The 17,855-nt window shown below is 72.5% G+C and carries 18 protein-coding genes; 15 read left to right on the top strand and 3 right to left on the bottom strand.

Translation table 11 applies throughout. From position 1 onward, the window contains the following. Positions 1-10: 10 nt before the first annotated feature. On the bottom strand, positions 11-1,135 hold the full coding sequence (locus ACIPW5_RS34750; RefSeq protein WP_125815009.1) for a YihY/virulence factor BrkB family protein: 1,125 nt from the start codon (positions 1,133-1,135) through the stop codon (positions 11-13). A gap of 17 nt (positions 1,136-1,152) precedes the next feature. Here ACIPW5_RS34750 and ACIPW5_RS34745 point away from each other — a divergent pair, with 17 nt between their 5' ends. From ACIPW5_RS34745 to ACIPW5_RS34680, 14 genes are all read left to right on the top strand, one after another. Next, on the top strand, positions 1,153-2,796 hold the full coding sequence (locus ACIPW5_RS34745) for an acyl-CoA dehydrogenase family protein (RefSeq protein WP_401253820.1): 1,644 nt from the start codon (positions 1,153-1,155) through the stop codon (positions 2,794-2,796). 399 nt (positions 2,797-3,195) lie between these two features. Next, positions 3,196-4,464 carry a GAF domain-containing protein gene (locus ACIPW5_RS34740; protein ID WP_401253929.1) on the top strand — a complete coding sequence of 423 codons (1,269 nt, stop codon included), beginning with the start codon at positions 3,196-3,198 and terminating at the stop codon, positions 4,462-4,464. Between the two features lie 5 nt (positions 4,465-4,469). Continuing rightward, positions 4,470-5,033: a GNAT family N-acetyltransferase gene (locus tag ACIPW5_RS34735; protein ID WP_401253817.1), complete on the top strand. Its 564-nt coding sequence runs from the start codon at positions 4,470-4,472 to the stop codon at positions 5,031-5,033. A gap of 611 nt (positions 5,034-5,644) precedes the next feature. Beyond that, positions 5,645-5,728: a putative leader peptide gene (locus tag ACIPW5_RS34730; RefSeq protein ID WP_312847410.1), complete on the top strand. Its 84-nt coding sequence runs from the start codon at positions 5,645-5,647 to the stop codon at positions 5,726-5,728. A gap of 219 nt (positions 5,729-5,947) precedes the next feature. Then, a complete protein-coding gene (locus tag ACIPW5_RS34725) occupies positions 5,948-7,654 on the top strand; it encodes a nitrite/sulfite reductase (RefSeq protein WP_401253814.1) in 1,707 nt (568 codons plus the stop codon). A 28-nt stretch (positions 7,655-7,682) separates the two neighbouring features. Continuing rightward, positions 7,683-7,862, top strand: a complete 180-nt coding sequence (locus tag ACIPW5_RS34720; RefSeq protein WP_401253811.1) for a hypothetical protein — start codon at positions 7,683-7,685, stop codon at positions 7,860-7,862. Beyond that, on the top strand, positions 7,859-8,557 hold the full coding sequence (locus tag ACIPW5_RS34715; RefSeq protein ID WP_401253808.1) for a phosphoadenylyl-sulfate reductase: 699 nt from the start codon (positions 7,859-7,861) through the stop codon (positions 8,555-8,557). The genes ACIPW5_RS34720 and ACIPW5_RS34715 overlap by 4 nt, the downstream gene beginning before the upstream one ends. Next, positions 8,557-9,138 (top strand): adenylyl-sulfate kinase, encoded by a 582-nt coding sequence (gene cysC / locus ACIPW5_RS34710; protein WP_401253805.1) that lies wholly within the window; start codon positions 8,557-8,559, stop codon positions 9,136-9,138. The genes ACIPW5_RS34715 and cysC overlap by 1 nt, the downstream gene beginning before the upstream one ends. Beyond that, positions 9,135-10,076 carry a sulfate adenylyltransferase subunit CysD gene (gene cysD / locus ACIPW5_RS34705; protein ID WP_401253802.1) on the top strand — a complete coding sequence of 314 codons (942 nt, stop codon included), beginning with the start codon at positions 9,135-9,137 and terminating at the stop codon, positions 10,074-10,076. Before cysC ends, cysD begins: the two co-directional genes overlap by 4 nt. Positions 10,077-10,078: 2 nt before the next feature. Further along, positions 10,079-11,407, top strand: coding sequence for a sulfate adenylyltransferase subunit 1 (locus ACIPW5_RS34700; protein ID WP_401253800.1), 1,329 nt, complete (start codon positions 10,079-10,081; stop codon positions 11,405-11,407). Between the two features lie 217 nt (positions 11,408-11,624). Continuing rightward, complete coding sequence (locus tag ACIPW5_RS34695) at positions 11,625-12,755, top strand: ABC transporter substrate-binding protein (RefSeq protein ID WP_401253797.1); 1,131 nt, start codon at positions 11,625-11,627, stop codon at positions 12,753-12,755. A gap of 33 nt (positions 12,756-12,788) precedes the next feature. Continuing rightward, on the top strand, positions 12,789-13,580 hold the full coding sequence (locus ACIPW5_RS34690; protein WP_401253794.1) for an ABC transporter ATP-binding protein: 792 nt from the start codon (positions 12,789-12,791) through the stop codon (positions 13,578-13,580). Further along, on the top strand, positions 13,567-14,460 hold the full coding sequence (locus tag ACIPW5_RS34685; RefSeq protein WP_401253791.1) for an ABC transporter permease: 894 nt from the start codon (positions 13,567-13,569) through the stop codon (positions 14,458-14,460). Before ACIPW5_RS34690 ends, ACIPW5_RS34685 begins: the two co-directional genes overlap by 14 nt. A 7-nt stretch (positions 14,461-14,467) precedes the next feature. Further along, positions 14,468-15,229, top strand: a complete 762-nt coding sequence (locus ACIPW5_RS34680; RefSeq protein ID WP_401253789.1) for a sirohydrochlorin chelatase — start codon at positions 14,468-14,470, stop codon at positions 15,227-15,229. A 20-nt stretch (positions 15,230-15,249) separates the two neighbouring features. On the opposite strand, the gene ACIPW5_RS34675 is transcribed toward ACIPW5_RS34680, so the two are convergent. After that, a complete protein-coding gene (locus ACIPW5_RS34675) occupies positions 15,250-16,251 on the bottom strand; it encodes a ketopantoate reductase family protein (RefSeq protein ID WP_401253786.1) in 1,002 nt (333 codons plus the stop codon). Positions 16,252-16,295: 44 nt separating this feature from the next. Here ACIPW5_RS34675 and ACIPW5_RS34670 point away from each other — a divergent pair, with 44 nt between their 5' ends. Next, positions 16,296-17,147, top strand: a complete 852-nt coding sequence (locus ACIPW5_RS34670) for an aldo/keto reductase (RefSeq protein WP_401253783.1) — start codon at positions 16,296-16,298, stop codon at positions 17,145-17,147. A 57-nt stretch (positions 17,148-17,204) separates the two neighbouring features. On the opposite strand, the gene ACIPW5_RS34665 is transcribed toward ACIPW5_RS34670, so the two are convergent. Next, positions 17,205-17,753 (bottom strand): DUF1697 domain-containing protein, encoded by a 549-nt coding sequence (locus ACIPW5_RS34665; protein WP_401253780.1) that lies wholly within the window; start codon positions 17,751-17,753, stop codon positions 17,205-17,207. Positions 17,754-17,855: the final 102 nt, after the last annotated feature.

Genomic DNA, 17,855 nt, shown 5'->3' with positions numbered 1-17,855 from the left:
CCGGGGCCGGTCAGTGCTTGCGCAGCCGGGAGGTGTAGTCGTCCGGCGGGAGGAAGTTCGACCAGCGCTCGGGGAACTCCGAGGGCATCCCGGCGTCCTCGTCGTCCTCGGACTCCCCCTCGGCCAGGGCCCGCCAGGCGGCGGCGCGGGCGACGAGCTGGGCGGCCTCGGCCTCGCGGACCCGCTCGTTGGCCTCGCGGGCGGCGGCGGTGGCCACCGAGGGCCAGACCCGGTCGATGGCGGCGTTGACGGCGGCGCCGACGAGCACCGCGAAGGCCGAGATGCCGATCCACAGCAGGATCGCGACGGGCGCGGCCAGGGACCCGTAGATGGTCGGGCCCTCCACCGTGTTGGTCAGGTAGATCCGCAGCAGGAACGATCCGAGCACCCACATCGCGAGGGCGACCAGCGCGCCCGGCACGTCCTCGATCCACGGCGACCGGACGGGGACGGACACGTGGTAGAGCGTCGTCAGGAAGGCGATGGAGAGCAGGGTGACCACCGGCCAGTACAGGACGGCGATCACCTCCGTGCTCCAGGGCACCAGGCGGACGACGGCGTCGGGCCCGACGACCATCAGCGGCAGCACGATCGCGCCGATCAGCAGGGCGATGACGTAGAGGAGGAAGGCGAGCAGCCGGGTCTTGACGATGCCGCGCTGTCCGTCGAGCCCGTACATGACGGTGATGGTGTCGATGAAGACGTTGACGGCGCGGGAGCCGGACCACAGGGCGAAGGCGAAGCCGAGGGAGATCAGGTCGGGGCGGCCCCGGCTGGTGACGTCGTCGAGCATGGGTCTGGCGATGTCGTTGACGCCCCGGTCGGACAGGACGGTGCCGACCGCGCGCAGGATGTTCTCCTCGATGCTGGCCACGGACTGGGTGTTCGTCCAGCCGTCCACGTAGCCGAGGAGGCCGAGCAGGCCGAGGAAGAGCGGGGGCAGGGAGAGCAGGGTGAAGAAGGCCGCTTCGGCGGCGAGGCCGAGGATCCGGTACTCGATGCACGAGTTGACGGTGTCTTTGAGGAGCAGCCAGCCCATCTTGCGCTTGGAGACGTTGCGGTAGAGGGCGCGGGCCCGGTGGAGCCTTCCCGGACGTACCGGGGTCCCCTCGGGTGTTTCTTTTGCTGGCTGCACGTCCTTACGGTATCCGCATGGCAGCCACCACCCACACAGTCAGCAACCAGGCCCCGCCGCTCGTCGGGTACGAGGTCTACCTCGGCGACCGGGCCCTCACCGAGGGCGTGGAACGGCACCTCGCCGACGCGGCCCCCGAACTCCGCGACGAGGTACGGGGGGAGCTCACCTCGCTCGGGCGCGCCGCGGGTTCGGCGCAGGCCCAGCGGTGGGGGCGGGAGGCGAACGAGAACCCGCCGGTGCTGCGGACGCACGACCGGTACGGGAACCGGATCGACGAGGTGGAGTTCCACCCGTCGTGGCACCGGCTGCTCGGGCACGCGGTCGGCGCCGGGCTCACCGACGCCTGGGGCCGTCCGGCCGGGCACCTGCGGCGGGCGGCGGGCTTCTTCCTGTGGTCGCAGGCCGAGTCGGGGCACGGCTGCCCGGTCTCGATGACGCACGCCGCGGTGCCGGCGCTGCGGACGGATCCGGAGCTGGCGGCGGAGTGGGAGCCGCGGCTGACCTCGCACGTGTACGAGGAGGGGCTGCGGCCGGCCGGGCGGAAGGCCGGGGTGCTCTTCGGGATGGGCATGACGGAGAAGCAGGGGGGCAGCGACGTCCGGGCGAACACGACGACGGCGGCTCCGCTGGACGCGTCCGGGGAGTACGTGCTGACCGGGCACAAGTGGTTCTGCTCGGCGCCGATGTCGGACGGCTTCCTGGTGCTGGCGCAGGCGCCGGGCGGGCTGACCTGCTTCCTGGTGCCGCGGGTGCTGCCGGACGGGACGCGGAACGCGTTCGCGATCCAGCGGCTGAAGGACAAGCTGGGCAACAAGTCGAACGCCTCGGGGGAGATCGAGTTCTCCGGGACGTGGGCGCGGCGGGTGGGCGAGGAGGGCCGGGGGGTGCGGACCATCATCGAGATGGTCGCGGCGACCCGGCTGGACTGCGTGATCGGCTCGGCCTCGCTGATGCGGCAGGCGCTGACCCAGGCCGTCCACCACGCGGAGCACCGCTCTGCTTTCGGAGCGCCGCTCATCGAGCAGCCGCTGATGCGCAACGTCCTCGCGGACCTCGCCCTGGAGTCGGAGGCCGCCACCGCGCTGACGCTGCGCCTCGCGGCCGCGTACGACGCCGGGACCGACCAGGAGCGGGCCTTCCTGCGCCTCGCGGTGCCCGCCGCGAAGTACTGGGTGACCAAGCGGTGTACGCCGATGGTCGCGGAGGCCCTGGAGTGTCTGGGCGGCAACGGCTACGTCGAGGAGTCGGGACTGCCGAGACTGCTGCGCGAATCCCCGGTGAACTCCATCTGGGAGGGCTCGGGCAACGTGCAGTCCCTGGACGTGCTGCGCGCCCTCCAGCGGGAGCCGCAGGCCCTGAACGCGTTCCTCCAGGAGATCGGGCTGGCGAGGGGCGCGGACCACCGGCTGGACGCGGCGATCAAGAACCTGCTGACGGAGCTGGCCGACCTGGAGGGCATCGAGGCCCGGGCCCGCCGGGTGGTGGAGCGGATGGCGCTGGTCCTGCAGGGCTCGCTGCTGGTCCGCTGGGCCCCGCCGGAGGTGGCGGACGCGTTCTGCGCGTCCCGGCTCGGCGGCGACTGGGGGGCGGCCTTCGGAACGCTGCCGCACGGCCTCGACCTGGCCGGGGTGGTGGCACGGGCGCGGATCACGGGCTGACGGCGGTCCCCAAACCACCGTGCTCCCGGGCCGCGGTGGTCCCCAAACCACTGCACGGCCGACGGAGCGCTCAGCGCCGGATCCGAGCCCGTGGAGGTGGGACCCGGGGTGGCGCCGCGCCGACTCGGCACCACCCCTGGTCCAAGAGCCCCGAGGAAGGAGCTGTCACGCCGCTCGGCGGCGTGCCGATAGTTTCGGTCGGGTGACCGGAGGTTGGCGAGGGTTGCATACCGTTGCAACCCTGCATTCCTTACGGCTCGGAATTCGCCCGCCGCATGTGCCCGGGAAGTACGCGCGTGCGCCACGGGGGCGGCTCGCGCCGTACGTCCTGTTCAGCACGGGGAGGTTCCGGTGGCCAACACCGCAGGCAGTGCGGTCGACGTGGCGCGCATCTCGGCCATGGACGCGCGGGACGCCACGCGCCTGCTGAAGGGGGTGCGGGCCGCGGCGCTGGCCGGGGACCGCCCGCCGGCCGCCCCCCGGCCCGAGATCGCCGAGTCCTGGCGGCGGATGCTCGCCGGCGGGGTGCACCCCGACCGGGACGCCCGCTCACGGCTGCTGTCGGCCGCCGAGACCGAGGAGCGCCGGCAGGTCTCGCCGCTGCGGGAGATACTCCCGGTGCTGCGCGAGGGGCTGCTGCCCGCGCTGGACGAGGCCCTGCACATCATGGTCGTGGCCGATGCCGACGGGCGGCTGCTGTGGCGGGAGGGGCACCGGTCGATCCTGCGCAAGGCGGACCGGCTGGGCTTCGCGGTGGGGGCCGACTGGGACGAGGCCGTGGTCGGCACGAACGGGGTGGGCACGGCCCTGGTGGCGCGGCGTCCCGTCCAGGTGTTCTCGGCGGAGCACTTCGTCTCCAGCCACCACGACTGGACCTGCGCCGGGGCCCCCGTGCACGACCCGAGGGACGGGCGACTGCTGGGCGTGGTCGACGTGAGCGGGCCGCTGGCCACCATGCACCCGGCGACCCTGGCGTGGGTGAGCTCCGTGGCCCGGCTCGCCGAGCGGGAGCTGCGGGTGCGGCACCTGGAGTCCCAGGAGCGGCTGCGGGCCGTGGCGGCCCCGCTGCTGGCCCGGCTGCCCGGACGCGCCCTGGCCGTGGACCCGCACGGCTGGACGGCGGCGGTGACGGGGCTCGCCCCCGCCGACCGGGTCGCCCTGCCGAAGGGGCTGGGCCCCGGGCCGGTGTGGGTCGCGCAGCTGGGCGACTGCGTGGCGGAGCCGCTGCCCGGCGGCTGGCTGCTGCGGCTGGCCGAGTCCCGGGCCGCGGCGGCTCCGGCGGTGAGCCGGGTGGTGCTCGACCTGAGCCGGCCCCGGTCCTGGTCGGCGACCGTGTACGGGGCCGCGGGCAGCTGGTCCCAGGAGCTGAGCCCGCGCCACGCGGAGCTGCTGTTCCTGCTGGCGGAGTCCCCGCGGGGGCGTACCGCGGCGGAACTGGCCGCCGAGCTGTTCGGGGACCCGACGCGGACGGTGACGGTGCGTGCCGAGCTGTCGCGGGTGCGGAGGCACCTGGCGGGGGTGCTGACGCACCGGCCGTACCGGTTCGCGGAGGACGTGGAGGTGGAGCTGATCCGCCCCCCGGAACCGGGCCGGCTGCTGCCCCACTCCACCGCCCCGGCCGTGATCCGGGCCCGCCTGAGCCGCGGTGGGACACCCGTGATTCCCTGAACGGCATGAGCACCATCACACTCACCACCTGGTCCCTCGAGATGACCTCGCCGTCGGCCCTCGTCCCGGCGGCGGTACCGGGCCCGGAGATCACCATCACCCGGGCGGAGGTCCCGTCCCCGGAGCTGAGCCGCTTCCTGTACGCCTCCGTGGGCGGGGACATCCACTGGACGGACCGGCTGTCGCTGACCCGCGCGGAGTGGGTGGAGCTGCTGGAGCGGCCGGGGGTGGAGACCTGGGTCGCGTACGACCGCGGCACCCCGGCCGGCTACGTCGAGCTGGACCCGCAGCCCGACGGCGTGGTCGAGATCATGTACTTCGGCCTCCTGCCGGACTTCCGCGGCCGCCGCATCGGCGGACACCTGCTGAGCTTCGGCACGGCCCGCGCGTGGGACCTCGCGTCCCGCTGGCCGGACCGCGAGCCGACCCGCCGGGTGTGGGTCCACACGTGCAGCCAGGACGGCCCGACGGCGATGGACAACTACCGGCGCCGCGGCTTCGAGGTCTTCAAGACGGAAACGGAAACCACGGAAGAGTCCCCGACCCCGGGCCCCTGGCCCGGAGCGTGACCCCTGGCCGGGGGTTGCAACGGGACCCCTGCCCTGCCCTGGCCGGGCGGGGGTCGGGGGGTCGCTGCCCTGCTGATCGGGGCTCCGCTAAGCCGCTGCCCTGGCCGGGCGGGGTGTCGGGGGCGTGCTGCGGGGGCCGGGGATGGGGACGGGGTGGGGTGTCGTCCGGGACGGGCTTCGATGTTCGGCGCCTGTTCCGGATCCGGTTGTGCGAGGTACCTCGCGCCGAAATCATCTCGTTTTAGTCCCGGACGACACCCCACCCCGTCCCCACCCCCGGCCGGGCGGCATATCCAGCCTCGCCGGCGTTTGAGGCGCGGGGGTGCGGGGGCGGAGCCCCCGCAAGGGGTCCGGGCGCAGCACGGGGAACGGGCGAAGGGTGGGTAGGGGACCTCGCCCCGCGCAGCGGCAAACCCGGCACCGGCCACCCGCACCGGCCCCGGTCCGACGGCCGGAGGCTGTCGCAGCGGGGGCGAAGCCCGCGAAGCGCCCCGGCGCCGAGCCGCGCGAAAAAGGTGACCCGGGTCACGTGATCTCATGATCCGGGACGAGTTCGTCCGCATCGTGGACAGTAGTGGACTCCTCCAATCGCCACATGCCACGCTTCGGCCATGAATGGAGCTGGAATTGCCTTGGTGAGTCGGCGGCACGTCGACCTCGGCCGCATGTCCAGCGCCATCTGTCCGGCGCGCTGACGGAACCAGCACCCGCCGCACATCGCCGCAGTCCCCGCCGCCGCGGACGCGTCGATCACCCGCAAGCCCCCTGAGGCCGAACTCCACCGCCCGCCCGTCGGCAACCCCGACGCACGGGCGCACCTCGGCCACACCTGCTCAGAGACTCCAGCGTGACAGGGGCGCGCCGCCGCTCCCCCCTGCCTCCGCCTAGAGCCGTTGAAGAAGGACGTACCCGCCATGGCCGCCACCCCTGAAACGCCCGCAGCCGCCCCCGCAGCCGCAGCGCGCCGCAAGACCGGCCGTCACCGCGGCGAGGGCCAGTGGGCCGTCGGGCACCACACCCCCCTCAACGGCAACGAGCAGTTCAAGAAGGACGACGACGGTCTCAACGTGCGGACGCGCATTGAGACGATCTACTCCAAGGCGGGCTTCGACTCGATCGACCCCAACGACCTGCGCGGCCGTATGCGCTGGTGGGGCCTCTACACCCAGCGCAAGCCCGGGATCGACGGCGGCAAGACCGCGATCCTGGAGCCGGAGGAGCTGGACGACAAGTACTTCATGCTGCGCGTCCGCATCGACGGCGGCCGGCTGACCACCGAGCAGCTCCGCGTCATCGGCGAGATCTCCGAGGAGTTCGCGCGCGGCACCGCCGACCTCACCGACCGCCAGAACGTGCAGTACCACTGGATCCGGATCGAGGACGTCCCCGAGATCTGGCGCCGTCTGGAGGCCGTCGGCCTGTCGACCACCGAGGCCTGCGGTGACACGCCCCGCGTCATCCTCGGTTCGCCCGTCGCCGGCATCGCCCAGGACGAGATCATCGACGGCACCCCCGCCATCGACGAGATCTACCGCCGCATCGTGGGCAACAAGGACTTCTCCAACCTGCCCCGCAAGTTCAAGTCCGCGATCTCCGGCTCGCCGCTGCTCGACGTGGCGCACGAGATCAACGACATCGCCTTCGTCGGCGTGAACCACCCGGAGCACGGTCCCGGCTTCGACGTCTGGGTCGGCGGCGGCCTGTCCACCAACCCCAAGCTGGGCGTCCGCCTCGGCACCTGGGTCTCCCTGGACGAGGTCCCCGACGTCTACGAGGGCGTCATCTCGATCTTCCGCGACTACGGCTACCGGCGCCTGCGCACCCGTGCCCGCCTGAAGTTCCTCGTCGCCGACTGGGGCGCGGCCAAGTTCCGCCAGGTCCTGGAGGACGAGTACCTGAAGCGGAAGCTGACCGACGGCCCCGCGCCCGATCAGCCCAGCGGCCAGTGGCGCGACCACGTCGGCGTGCACCAGCAGAAGGACGGCCGGTTCTACGTCGGCTTCGCGCCCCGCGTCGGCCGCGTCGACGGTGCCACCCTCACCAAGATCGCGGACGTGGCCGAGCAGCACGGCTCCGGCCGCCTGCGGACCACCGCCGAGCAGAAGATGATCGTCCTCGACATCGAGGCCGACCGGGTCGACTCGGTCGTCGCGGCCCTGGAGGCGCTGGACCTGCGGGTCAAGCCGTCCCCGTTCCGCCGCGGCACGATGGCCTGCACCGGCATCGAGTTCTGCAAGCTGGCCATCGTCGAGACGAAGGCGCGCGGCGCCTCGCTGATCGACGAGCTGGAGCGCCGCCTGCCGGACTTCGCCGAGCCGCTCACCATCAACATCAACGGCTGCCCGAACGCCTGCGCCCGTATCCAGGTGGCGGACATCGGTCTCAAGGGCCAGCTGGTCCTGGACGACGAGGGCAACCAGGTGGAGGGCTACCAGGTCCACCTGGGCGGCGCCCTCGGCCTGGAGGCCGGCTTCGGCCGCAAGGTCCGCGGCCTCAAGGTCACCTCGGCCGGTCTCCCCGACTACGTCGAGCGGGTCGTCAAGCGCTTCGAGGAGGAGCGCGAGGACGGCGAGCGCTTCGCGGCCTGGGTCGGCCGCGCCAACGACGCGAGCCTTTCGTGAGCGCAGCGAGCGAATCGAGGAGCACCGCATGAGCGAGCGCGCCGCACCGTTCTACTGCCCGTACTGCGGCGACGAGGACCTGTTTCCCCACGAAACGGGCCACGGCGCCTGGGAATGCAGGGCCTGCAACCGAGCCTTCCAGCTGAAGTACCTCGGGCTGCTGGCCCGGGGCGTTCAGTCCGACACCGCTGGAGGGGACGAGATATGACCACCACTCAAGACGTGGATCTCAGAGAACTGGCCGAGCGGGCCGGACGCGAGCTGGAGGACGCCTCCGCGACGGAGATCCTGCGGTGGGCCGTCGAGCACTTCGGGAAGACGTTCTGCGTGACCTCCTCGATGGAGGACGCGGTCGTCGCCCACCTGGCTTCGCAGGTGGCCCCGGGCGTGGACGTGGTGTTCCTGGACACGGGCTACCACTTCGAGGAGACCATCGGCACGCGGGACGCGGTGGAGGCGGTGATGGACGTCAACGTCATCACCCTGACCCCGCGCCAGTCGGTCGCCGAGCAGGACGCCCAGTACGGGCCGAAGCTCCACGACCGGGACCCGGACCTGTGCTGCGCGCTGCGGAAGGTCAAGCCCCTGGAAGAGGGCCTGACCGGCTACCGGGCGTGGGCGACGGGTCTGCGCCGGGACGAGTCCCCGACCCGGGCGAACACGCCGGTGGTCGGCTGGGACGAGAAGCGGGGCAAGGTCAAGGTCTCCCCGATCGCCCGCTGGACGCAGGACGACGTGGACGCGTACGTCACCGAGCACGGGGTGCTGACCAACCCGCTGCTGATGGACGGCTACGCCTCCGTCGGCTGCGCCCCCTGCACCCGCCGGGTCGCCGAGGGCGAGGACGCCCGGGCCGGGCGCTGGGCCGGACGCGGCAAGACCGAGTGCGGACTGCACGGCTGATGACCACGGACAACACGGAACTTACGGAGAAGCGGATGAGCGTGACCGGCCAGGGAGCCACGGTGTGGCTGACCGGTCTGCCCAGCGCGGGCAAGACCACCATCGCGTACGCGCTGGCCGAGCGGCTGCGCGCCGAGGGCCACCGGGTGGAGGTGCTCGACGGGGACGAGATCCGCGAGTTCCTCTCGGCGGGTCTGGGCTTCAGCCGCGAGGACCGGCACACCAACGTCCAGCGGATCGGGTTCGTCGCCGAACTCCTCGCGAGCAACGGCGTCAAGGCCCTCGTCCCGGTGATCGCGCCCTTCGCCGACAGCCGCGAGGCCGTCGCGAAGCGGCACGCCGCCGCTTCGACGGACTACCTCGAAGTGCACGTGGCCACCCCGGTCGAGGTGTGCTCCGAGCGCGACGTGAAGGGCCTGTACGCCAAGCAGGCGGCCGGCGAGATCTCCGGCCTGACCGGCGTCGACGACCCCTACGAGGCACCGCAGAACCCGGACCTCCGCATCGAGTCGCACACGCAGACCGTGCAGGAGTCGGCTGCCGCCCTGCACGCACTGCTCACCGAGAGGGGTCTGGCATGACCACCGCCGCGCACCTGCACACCGAGTCCGGCTCCGACGCGCCCTACGCGCTGTCGCACCTGGACGCCCTCGAGTCCGAGGCGGTGCACATCTTCCGCGAGGTGGCGGGCGAGTTCGAGAAGCCGGTGATCCTGTTCTCCGGCGGCAAGGACTCCATCGTCATGCTGCACCTGGCGCTGAAGGCGTTCGCGCCGGCGGCGGTGCCGTTCTCGCTGCTGCACGTGGACACCGGCCACAACTTCCCCGAGGTGCTGGCCTACCGCGACCGCGCCGTCGAGAAGCACGGCCTGCGCCTGCACGTGGCCTCCGTCCAGGAGTACATCGACGCGGGCAAGCTCCGCGAGCGTCCCGACGGCGTCCGCAACCCGCTGCAGACCGTGCCGCTGACCGAGGCGATCCAGCAGCTGAAGTTCGACGCCGTGTTCGGCGGCGGCCGCCGCGACGAGGAGAAGGCCCGCGCCAAGGAGCGCGTGTTCTCCCTGCGCGACGAGTTCTCCCAGTGGGACCCCCGCCGCCAGCGCCCCGAGCTGTGGCAGCTCTACAACGGCCGCCACGCGCCCGGCGAGCACGTCCGCGTCTTCCCGCTGTCCAACTGGACCGAGCTGGACGTGTGGCAGTACATCGCCCGCGAGCAGATCGAGCTCCCCGAGATCTACTTCGCGCACGAGCGGGACGTCTTCCAGCGCAACGGCATGTGGCTGACCGCCGGAGAGTGGGGCGGCCCCAAGGAGTCCGAGCCCGTGCAGAAGCGCCTCGTGCGCTACCGCACCGTCGGTGACATGTCCTGCACCGGCGCCGTCGACTCCGACGCCGCCGACCTGGACGCCGTGATCGCCGAGATCGCCGTGTCCCGCCTCACCGAGCGGGGCGCGACCCGCGCCGACGACAAGCTGTCCGAGGCCGCGATGGAAGACCGCAAGCGCGAAGGGTACTTCTAACCATGACGACCACCACCGAGCAGCTCAGCGCCACCACGCTGCTGCGCTTCGCGACCGCGGGTTCCGTCGACGACGGCAAGTCCACCCTGGTGGGCCGCCTGCTGCACGACTCCAAGTCGGTCCTGGAGGACCAGCTGGAGGCCGTGGAGCGGGTTTCCGCCGACCGCGGCCAGGACGCCCCGGACCTCGCCCTCCTCACCGACGGCCTGCGGGCCGAGCGGGAGCAGGGCATCACCATCGACGTGGCCTACCGCTACTTCGCCACCGCCCGCCGCCGGTTCATCCTCGCCGACACCCCCGGGCACGTGCAGTACACCCGGAACATGGTCACCGGCGCCTCCACCGCCGACCTGGCCGTGGTCCTCGTCGACGCCCGCAACGGCGTCATCGAGCAGACCCGCCGCCACGCCGCCGTCGCCGCGCTCCTGCGCGTCCCGCACGTGGTCCTCGCCGTCAACAAGATGGACCTCGTCGACTACCGGGAGGCGGTCTTCGCGAAGATCGCCGAGGAGTTCACCGCGTACGCCTCGGAGCTGGGCGTTCCGGAGATCACCGCGATCCCGATCTCGGCGCTGGCCGGCGACAACGTCGTGGAGCCCTCCGCGAACATGGACTGGTACGGCGGCCCGACGGTGCTGGAGCACCTGGAGACCGTCCCGGTCAGCCACGACCTCACCGCCTGCCCGGCGCGTTTCCCGGTGCAGTACGTGATCCGTCCGCAGACCGCCGAACACCCCGACTACCGCGGCTACGCGGGCCAGATCGCCTCCGGCGTGCTGCGCGTCGGCGAGGCCGTCACCGTCCTGCCGTCGGGCCGTACGTCCGTCATCGAGGGCATCGACGCGCTCGGCGAGTCCGTGGACATCGCCTGGTCCCCGCAGTCGGTGACGCTGCGCCTCAAGGACGACATCGACATCTCGCGCGGCGACCTGATCGCCCCGTCGGCGAGCGCCCCGGCCACCACGCAGGACGTGGTCGCCACCGTCTGCCACGTGGCGGACCAGCCGCTGGCCGTCGGCGCCCGGGTGCTGATCAAGCACACGACGCGGACGGTCAAGGCGATCGTCAAGGAGATCCCCTCCCGGCTGACCCTGGACGACCTGTCCCAGCACCCGAACCCGGGGCAGCTGGTGGCCAACGACATCGGCCGCGTCGTCGTCCGCACCGCCGAGCCGCTCGCGCTCGACGCGTACGCCGACTCCCGCCGCACCGGGTCCTTCCTGCTGATCGATCCGGCGGACGGCACCACCCTGGCGGCCGGCATGGCGGGCGAGTCCTTCGCCTCCAAGGCCGAGGCCGTGGCGGCGGACGACGAAGGCTGGGACTTCTGACCATGCCCGCCGACATCTACTCCACCTTCGCGAAGGAGGGCGGCCGCGTGGGCAGCGGCGCCCTCGGCAGCGGCCAGGGAGGGGTGGCGCGATGTGCGCGATGACCGAAATGCCGTCGGCATCCCGCCTTCGCGCCCTCACCCCCCACGCGCCCCCGCATCACAGACGAAGACCTGCGCCGTAGTCCCATGACGGCGCGTCGAGAGGAAGTCCTCCCGTGCCTGCCACCGGTAATCCCCGCAAGACCCTGCGCCGCGGCCTGGTCGCCGCCGCCGCCCTGCCGCTGCTGATCGGCGCCCTCGCCTCCTGCGGCTACGGCTCCCAGGCCGAGAAGCCCGCCGACAAGGACGCCCAGCCGGCCGCCGCCGACGGCGCGAAGAAGCTCTCCGCCTCCGAGGTCCGCATCGGGTACTTCCCGAACCTGACCCACGCCACCGCCCTGGTCGGCCTCCAGGAGGGCCTGATCGAGAAGGAACTGAACGGCACCAAGGTCAAGCCGCAGTCCTTCAACGCCGGCCCGTCCGAGATCGAGGCCCTCAACGGCGGCTCCCTCGACATCGGCTTCATCGGCCCCTCGCCGTCCATCAACGGCTACGTCAAGTCCAAGGGCTCCAACCTGCGGATCATCTCCGGCTCCGCCTCCGGCGGCGTCAAGCTGGTCGTGAACCCGGACAAGATCAAGACCCTCGACGACCTCAAGGGCAAGAAGATCGCCACCCCGCAGAAGGGGAACACCCAGGACGTCGCGTTCCTCAACTGGATCTCCGAGAAGGGCTGGTCGGTCGACCCCGAGTCCGGCAAGGGCGACGTCTCCGTCGTCCGCACCGACAACAAGGTCACCCCCGACGCCTTCAAGCAGGGCTCGATCGACGGCGCCTGGGTGCCCGAGCCCACCGCCTCCAAGCTCGTCTCCGACGGCGGCTCCGTCCTCCTCGACGAGACCTCCCTGTGGCCCGACAAGAAGTTCGTGATCACGAACATCATCGTGTCCCAGAAGTTCCTCAAGGAGCACGCGGACGTCGTCGAGGCCGTGCTGCGCGGCACGGTGAAGACCAACGAGTGGATCCACGCCAACCAGGACAAGGCCAAGGCCTCCGCCAACGCCAAGCTCAAGGCCGACAGCGGCAAGGAGCTGGAGGCGAAGGTCCTCGACCCGGCGTGGCAGAGCATCCTCGTCACCGACGACCCGCTCGCGAGCACCCTGAAGACCGAGTCGGAGTGGGCCGTGAAGGCCAAGCTCCTGGAGAAGCCCGACCTGGCCGGCATCTACGACCTGACGCTCCTGAACAAGGTCCTCAAGGCCGCCGGCAAGCCCGAGGTCTCCGACGCCGGTCTCGGCGCCAAGTAACCCGTAGTCCAGCAACCCCAGGAGGTGACGACCATGGCCACCACGCTCGCCAAGGCTGCCGAGGGCGCGGTAGCGGAGCAGACGCACGCCGCCCGCATCGAGCACGTCTCGAAGTCCTTCTCCGGTCCGGCCGGATCGCAGCTCGTCCTGGACGACATCAGCCTCGATGTCGCTCCCGGAGAGTTCGTCACCCTTCTGGGGGCTTCGGGGTGTGGCAAGTCCACCCTGCTGAACCTGGTCGCGGGTCTGGACAAGCCGTCGGCGGGGTCCATCGAGACCCTCGGCCGTCCGGCCCTGATGTTCCAGGAGCACGCCCTCTTCCCGTGGCTCACCGCGGGCAAGAACATCGAACTGGCCCTGCGGCTGCGCGGCGTGGCCAAGGCCGACCGCCGGCCCGAGGCCGAACGGCTGCTGGAGCTCGTCCGCCTCGGCGGCGCCTACGGCAAGCGCGTCCACGAGCTCTCCGGCGGCATGCGCCAGCGCGTCGCCCTCGCCCGGGCCCTCGCCCAGGACAGCCGCCTCCTGCTGATGGACGAGCCGTTCGCGGCCCTCGACGCCATCACCCGCGACGTCCTGCACGGCGAACTCACCCGCATCTGGGAGGAGACCGGCCTGTCGGTCCTCTTCGTCACCCACAACGTGCGCGAGGCCGTCCGCCTCGCCCAGCGCGTCGTCCTCCTCTCCTCCCGCCCCGGCCGGGTCGCGAAGGAATGGACCGTGGACATCCCGCAGCCGCGCCGCATCGAGGACGCGGACGTCGCGGAACTGTCCCTCGAGATCACTGAACACCTGCGTGGGGAGATCCGCCGCCATGGCCAGCACTGACACCACCCCGAAGGCCACGGCGAAGACCGACGACCTGGCCGGCCTCGAAGCGGGCCTGGACGCCCTCGACGCGGTCCAGACCCACCGCACCCCGGTGCGCGAGGTCCTCACCAAGAAGGTCCTGCCCCCGGTCTTGGCCGTCGGCCTGGTCCTGGTGGTGTGGCAGGTCCTCGTCTCGTTGAAGGTCACCGACGAGACCAAGCTGCCCGCCCTGTCCGCGGTCTGGGACAGCCTGTCCGCGATGTGGCTGAAGGGCACGCTCCTCGAAGTCATCTGGACCTCGGTCTCCCGGGGCCTGCTCGGCTTCCTCCTCGCCCTGGCCATCGGCACCCCCCTCGGCCTGCTCGTCGCCCGGGTGAAGTTCGTCCGCGCCGCGATCGGACCGATCCTCCAGGGCCTCCAGTCGCTGCCGTCGGTGGCGTGGGTGCCGCCGGCCGTGCTCTGGTTCGGCCTCAACGACGCCATGATGTACACGGTGATCCTGCTGGGCGCCGTCCCGTCGATCGCCAACGGCCTCGTCTCCGGCATCGACCAGATCCCGCCGCTGTTCCTGCGCGCCGGCCGCACCCTGGGCGCCACCGGACTGCGCGGCGCCTGGCACGTCGTCCTGCCGGCGGCGCTGCCCGGCTACGTCGCCGGCCTCAAGCAGGGCTGGGCCTTCTCCTGGCGCTCCCTGATGGCCGCCGAGATCATCGCCAGCTCCCCCGACCTGGGCCTCGGCCTCGGCCAGCTCCTGGAGAACGGCCGCAACAACATCGACCTGCCGGGCGTGTTCCTCGCGATCATCCTGATCCTGGTCGTCGGCATCGCCATCGACCTGCTGATCTTCAGCCCCGTCGAGCGGTGGGTCCTGCGCAGCCGCGGCCTCCTGGTCAAGTGAGCACCCGATGTCCCGCGCACTTCTGGTCATAGCCCACGGCAGCCGCGATCCGCGGCACGCGGCGACCGTGCACGCCCTCGTCGGGCGGGCCCGGTCGCTGCGGCCGGGGCTGCGGGTGGAGACGGCCTTCCTGGACTTCAACGGCCCGACCGTCTCCCAGTCCCTGGCCTCCCTGTACCTGTCCGGCGTACGCGAGGTCGTGGCCCTGCCGCTGCTCCTCACCCGGGCCTTCCACGCGAAGGCGGACATCCCCGCGGTACTGGCGGAGTCCGCCGTCCGCCTCCCCGACCTCTCGGTCCGGGTCGCGGACGTCCTGGGCCCGCACCCCCTGCTGGTGGCCTCCCTGGAGCGCCGCCTCGCCGAGGCCGGCCTCGGCCTCACCCCGGCGGAACGCGCGACGACCGGTGTCGTCCTCGCGTCCGCCGGCTCCACGGACCCGGAGGCGATCGCAGTGATCGCTGAAATCGCGCGGGAGTGGCGGCACACCGGTTGGTGCGCCGTGCGGCCTGCGTTCGCCTCCGCTGCCCTTCCCCGCACGGAGGACGCCGTACGCGCCCTGCGTGCGGAGGGCGTCCGCCGCGTGGCGGTGGCCCCGTACGTCATCGCCCCGGGCTTCCTCCCGGACCGCATCGCGGCGGGCGCCGACGCGGCGGGCGCGGACGTGGTCGCGCCCGTCCTGGGCGACACCCCGGAACTGGCCCGCCTCCTCCTCCACCGGTACGACACCGCGGCCCCGGCCCACACCCCGCCCACGGCCCTGACGGCCTGAGGCCCCGCCGGCCGGCCCGCTCAGCCGCGGGCGGCGGCCTCGTCGGCCAGGGCCGTCAGGTCGGTGACGGACATCGCCCCCGGCGGGAGGCCCTCGCGGGCGAAGATGTTCGCCGCATGCCGCAGTACGTCGTTGACCGGGGTGGGCACGCCGTGGAGGCGGCCCAGCAGGGAGATCTCTCCGTTGAGGTAGTCGGCCTCCACCGAGCCCGTGCCGCGGGCCAGGCTCTGCCAGGAGGAGCCGCCGCGCACACCCGCGGGCTGGTCGACCTTGCCGTCGCGGGCCGCCGACTGCTCGGCCTCGCCGGCGTAGGCGATGCCCGCGGCGTCGAAGGCCGCCTTGCCCTCCCGGATCGCCCGCAGCAGCAGCGCCGCCTTGGCCGGGTCCGGCTCGGGGCCGGTGGTCGCCTGGATGGCGTTGCCCAGGTTGCCGAGCAGCTTCGCGTGCTTCCACCGCATCACGTCCTCGACGACGGGCGCCTCGAAGCCCGCCCCGGAGAGGTCGGCGGCGACCGCCCGGATCCGCGCGTCCGAGCCGCCGGCGGCCCGCCCGAGGTGCAGGATCCCGGTGAGCGGGGCGCACAGGGCCGAGACCACTCCCGGCTCCAGGAAGGTGGCGGGGAGCCAGACGCAGACCCCGTACACCCGCGCGAAGCGGCGCAGCGCGAGCCGTTCGCTCTCCACTCCGTTCTGCGCGCACAGCAGCGGCAGCCGCTGCGCGGCGGTGCCGCCGCCCGCGACCTCCGCGTCGCCCCACGCGTCCAGGGCCGCGATGGCGTCCTGCGTCTTCACCGTGAGCAGCAGCACGTCGTCCGGCCGCAGTTCGCCCAGCTCCGCCGGGCCCGTGACCACGGGCAGCCGGTGGACGCGGGTTCCGTCGGCGGTGGTGAGCCGCAGTCCGTCCGCCCTCAGCGCCTCGGCGTGCGCGCCGCGCGCGACGAGGACGACCTCCCGGCCCGTTGCGGCGAGGCGTCCGCCGATGGTCGCGCCGATCGCACCGGCGCCGATGATGATGTAACGCATGCCCCGAGCCTGACACACCCGGCACGCCCGGATACGGTCGGGCCATGGTGGACTCGTCGTTCCTGCTGGGCGGGGACCTTCCCGTACGCCGTCTCGGACTCGGTACGGGCGGCCTGGTCGGCGCCGGCTACTGGGGGCCGCGCGGAAGCCGTGCCGAGGCCCGGGCGCTGCTGCGCGCGGCCGTGGACCGGGGCGTGACGCTGATCGACACCGCCGACAACTACGGGCCCGGCCTGGCCGAGGAGCTGGTCGCCGAGGGCCTCCACCCGTACGGGGAGCGGCTGGTGGTCGCCACGAAGGGCGGGGTGGTGCGCACCGGCCCGGACGAGTGGCACGTGGCGGGCCGTCCGGAGCAGTTGCAGCGGATGTGCGAGGCGAGCCTGCGGCGGCTGCGGGTGGAGCGGATCGGCCTGTACCAGCTGCACCGCTTCGACCCGGCGGTGCCGATGGCCGAACAGCTGGGCGCACTCGCGGAGTTGCGGGCGGAGGGCAAGATCCGGCACATCGGCCTGGACACCGTCACGGCCGACGGGTTGCGGCTGGCGCTGGAGTCGGTGCCCGTCGCCGCGGTGCAGAACCCGTTCAACCTGCTGGACCGGTCCTCCGCCGAGGTGCTGGCCCTGTGCGAGGCGCGGGGGATCGCCTTCCTGCCGTACTACCCGCTGGGCAGCGGGGCCCTGACCCGCGAGGGCGCGGCCGCCGTCGCCGAGGTGGCCGCCGGGCACGGGGCGACCCCCGGGCAGGTGGCGCTGGCCTGGCTGCTGCACCGCTCGCCGGTCCTGTGCCCGACGCCGGGCACCGGTTCCCCCGCGCACCTGGCGGAGAACCTGGCCGCGGCGTCGCTCTCGCTTTCCGCAGGGGACATGGCGCTGCTGGACGCGGTGGGGGCCGGGTAGGGGCAGCGCTCTCACCGGGTGGCGCCCCGCGGGGCGGCCGCCCGGCCCGTCCCGGGTTCACGGGCGGGTCAGTTCCACGAGTTTGACGACGGTGTTCCAGTTGCGGGTGGTGACGTCGAGGCCCTTGACGACGGCGGGCCGGGCGAGGGCTTCGGCGAGTTTGGAGCGGCCGAGGCCGTCCGGGGCGTAGAGGTAGAGGACGCGGTCGCCCAGCCGGTACTCCTCCGGGAGGTACGCGGCTCCGTCGAGCGCGGCGAAGCGCTCCGGGCCGGGCTGTTCGGAGAAGAAGGTGGCGTGGAGCTGCTTGCCCTCCAGTTCGGCCGCCGGGAAGGGGCAGGCCGCGGCGACGGCCGCGAGGTGGTCCCCGTCGACGACCAGGCAGGGCACCCGGAAGCCGAAGTGGGCCTCGATGGCCGCCTCCAGGCCCCGGGCGAGGGCGGTGGGGTCGGTCCCGGCGCTGGTGAAGACGGCGTTGCCGCTCTGCAGGTAGGTCTGCACGTCTCCGTGGCCGAGGGCCTCCAGTACGGAGCGCAGCTCGGCCATCGGGACCTTCTTGTTCCCGCCGACGTTGATGCCGCGCAGCAGGGCGGCGTACTTCTTGGTCATGGCCGCACCCTAGTCTTCCGAGTCAGGAATTCTGTTCAGATAGCTGGCGAGGCGTTCGAGGATCTCGTCCGCGGTTCTGGTCCAGACGTAGGGCTTCGGATC

The sequence above is a fragment of the Streptomyces sp. NPDC090077 genome (assembly GCF_044747545.1).
Lineage (GTDB): Bacteria > Actinomycetota > Actinomycetes > Streptomycetales > Streptomycetaceae > Streptomyces.
Note: the sequence above shows the minus strand (reverse complement) of the source record. Positions and strands in the feature narration are given on the sequence as shown.

Excerpts from the sequence above, each read along its gene's own strand:
- ACIPW5_RS34725 (WP_401253814.1), top strand. The coding sequence starts at position 5,948 with ATGGCCGCCACCCCTGAAACGCCCGCAGCCGCCCCCGCAGCCGCAGCG.
- ACIPW5_RS34740 (WP_401253929.1), top strand. The coding sequence starts at position 3,196 with ATGGACGCGCGGGACGCCACGCGCCTGCTGAAGGGGGTGCGGGCCGCG.
- ACIPW5_RS34680 (WP_401253789.1), top strand. The coding sequence starts at position 14,468 with ATGTCCCGCGCACTTCTGGTCATAGCCCACGGCAGCCGCGATCCGCGG.
- ACIPW5_RS34720 (WP_401253811.1), top strand. The coding sequence starts at position 7,683 with ATGAGCGAGCGCGCCGCACCGTTCTACTGCCCGTACTGCGGCGACGAG.
- ACIPW5_RS34730 (WP_312847410.1), top strand. The coding sequence starts at position 5,645 with ATGAATGGAGCTGGAATTGCCTTGGTGAGTCGGCGGCACGTCGACCTC.
- ACIPW5_RS34690 (WP_401253794.1), top strand. The coding sequence starts at position 12,789 with ATGGCCACCACGCTCGCCAAGGCTGCCGAGGGCGCGGTAGCGGAGCAG.
- ACIPW5_RS34670 (WP_401253783.1), top strand. The coding sequence starts at position 16,296 with ATGGTGGACTCGTCGTTCCTGCTGGGCGGGGACCTTCCCGTACGCCGT.
- cysC (WP_401253805.1), top strand. The coding sequence starts at position 8,557 with ATGACCACGGACAACACGGAACTTACGGAGAAGCGGATGAGCGTGACC.
- ACIPW5_RS34685 (WP_401253791.1), top strand. The coding sequence starts at position 13,567 with ATGGCCAGCACTGACACCACCCCGAAGGCCACGGCGAAGACCGACGAC.
- ACIPW5_RS34745 (WP_401253820.1), top strand. The coding sequence starts at position 1,153 with ATGGCAGCCACCACCCACACAGTCAGCAACCAGGCCCCGCCGCTCGTC.
- cysD (WP_401253802.1), top strand. The coding sequence starts at position 9,135 with ATGACCACCGCCGCGCACCTGCACACCGAGTCCGGCTCCGACGCGCCC.
- ACIPW5_RS34700 (WP_401253800.1), top strand. The coding sequence starts at position 10,079 with ATGACGACCACCACCGAGCAGCTCAGCGCCACCACGCTGCTGCGCTTC.
- ACIPW5_RS34735 (WP_401253817.1), top strand. The coding sequence starts at position 4,470 with ATGAGCACCATCACACTCACCACCTGGTCCCTCGAGATGACCTCGCCG.
- ACIPW5_RS34665 (WP_401253780.1), bottom strand. The coding sequence starts at position 17,753 with ATGACCAAGAAGTACGCCGCCCTGCTGCGCGGCATCAACGTCGGCGGG.
- ACIPW5_RS34715 (WP_401253808.1), top strand. The coding sequence starts at position 7,859 with ATGACCACCACTCAAGACGTGGATCTCAGAGAACTGGCCGAGCGGGCC.
- ACIPW5_RS34675 (WP_401253786.1), bottom strand. The coding sequence starts at position 16,251 with ATGCGTTACATCATCATCGGCGCCGGTGCGATCGGCGCGACCATCGGC.